General features: G+C 41.4%; 3 protein-coding genes. All 3 read left to right on the top strand.

The window, feature by feature from the left end; genetic code table 11:
• Positions 1-178: 178 nt before the first annotated feature.
• The 3 genes from JG50_RS0117540 to istA all read left to right on the top strand — a co-directional run bounded on the left by JG50_RS0117540 (position 179) and on the right by istA (position 1,425).
• Positions 179-616: a GNAT family N-acetyltransferase gene (locus tag JG50_RS0117540; RefSeq protein ID WP_033102408.1), complete on the top strand. Its 438-nt coding sequence runs from the start codon at positions 179-181 to the stop codon at positions 614-616.
• 115 nt (positions 617-731) lie between these two features.
• Entirely contained in the window at positions 732-968 is a 237-nt protein-coding gene (locus JG50_RS19155; protein ID WP_160173940.1) for a helix-turn-helix domain-containing protein, read from the top strand.
• Positions 969-1,020: 52 nt separating this feature from the next.
• On the top strand, positions 1,021-1,425 hold the full coding sequence (gene istA, locus JG50_RS19150; RefSeq protein WP_235281747.1) for an IS21 family transposase: 405 nt from the start codon (positions 1,021-1,023) through the stop codon (positions 1,423-1,425).
• Positions 1,426-1,517: the final 92 nt, after the last annotated feature.

The raw sequence follows: 1,517 nt of genomic DNA, 5'->3' as shown, positions 1-1,517 counted from the left end.
TCTGCGTTGGGGTACCTGTCTCCAAAAGAGTTTCGCCAACTTTTTACTTCAAATGCGGCTTAAATGTCTGGACTTTTTGGGTTCATATTGGGGCGTTTCAGGGGTGCGAAATCCGGTCGCGCTGATTACTGGAGCAAGGTATTTTAATTTGATTCTATATTTAAGGGGTAAACATTTTATGGAAATTAGAAAACCTAGTAATACAGAAATTAAAACTATTTTAAAACTCTCACCACAAGCTTTATTTGAGGGAACGATGGGTAGAATCCTACCAACAGAAGAAAAAATCCAGCAACTTATTAAGCCTCTTTTGGAGAAGGGTTGTTATTACTTAATAGCTATAGAAAATGATAAATTGCTGGGATGGATTTTAATAGGCGCAAATAAAGATCAATTTACTGATACTATGATTGGTTTTATATACGAACTTTATGTAATACAGGAGTTCAGAGGAAAAGGGATTGCTAAGCGACTGTTAAAAAGTGCTATTAATAACCTGAAAAATGAAGGTTATTCTGAGATTCGTCTGAGTGTTTTTACTGAAAACCATGCCATTCAACTCTATAGACAAATGGGTTTTTCTGAAAGAAACATCACTATGAGTTTGCAATTGTAACCCCAATTGTAAGCAACAATTGTAAAATACCCAATATCAGCAGTTGAAAATTCCCCACTCAGGTTAGACAATCTCTCCAGGAGGGGAGAAAATGATCCGAAATGGGGAATTTTTCATGATCAAACAAATGCAGCAAAAAGGCATGACGATCTCACAAATTGCCAAGGAGCTTGGAAGAGATCGAAAGACCATTCGGAAATGGTTAAACGAGGAAAAGCCAAGTAAATATCAACGCGTCCAAGCAAATTGGAACCCTACAAAGGATACTTCTTTGAGCGGATGCAGGAAGGCTGGCAAAACGCAGTGGTCTTGTTTGACGAGATCAAGAGTCAAGGATATACCGGTAGCCTAACACTTTTCGCTACTGGATAAGGCCTTTGCGTAAAAGCACAGGCCAAAGGCCCGTGCAGCGTTTTGAAACGCCACCAGGGAATCAGGCCCAGGTAGACTGGGGCCAGTTTACGGTCAATTGGGGTGGAAAGAAAAAGAGGATTTATGCTTTCGTCATGGTATTGGGGTACTCCCGGATGATGTATTTAGAATTCACTGAAAATGAGCGTCTGGAGACACTCATGGGATGTCATGTCCGGGCTATGGAGTATTTTGGCGGGCGAACAGAAACATGCTTATACGACAATATGAAGACCGTTGTTACTGGATTGGATGAAAGCGGTCATATCGTTTGGAATGAGCGGTTTGCCGGCTTCGCAACTCACCATGGCTTTACCCTAAAAAGATGTGCTCCTTACCGAGCGCAAACCAAGGGCAAGGTAGAAAACGGAATCGGCTATGTGAGAAAAAACTTTTAGCCTCGTGTACGAACATTTACCAATCTTGAGAACCTGAATCAACAAGCCCGCTCGTGGATCGACACAATTGCTGTCAACGCCGGGATTAAATT

The sequence above is a fragment of the Thermoactinomyces daqus genome (assembly GCF_000763315.1).
In the GTDB taxonomy this organism is placed as follows: Bacteria; Bacillota; Bacilli; order Thermoactinomycetales; family Thermoactinomycetaceae; genus Thermoactinomyces_A; species Thermoactinomyces_A daqus.
Note: the sequence above shows the minus strand (reverse complement) of the source record. Positions and strands in the feature narration are given on the sequence as shown.

Coding starts and splice junctions, on each gene's coding strand:
- JG50_RS19155 (WP_160173940.1), top strand. CDS start 732: ATGATCAAACAAATGCAGCAAAAAGGCATGACGATCTCACAAATTGCC.
- JG50_RS0117540 (WP_033102408.1), top strand. CDS start 179: ATGGAAATTAGAAAACCTAGTAATACAGAAATTAAAACTATTTTAAAA.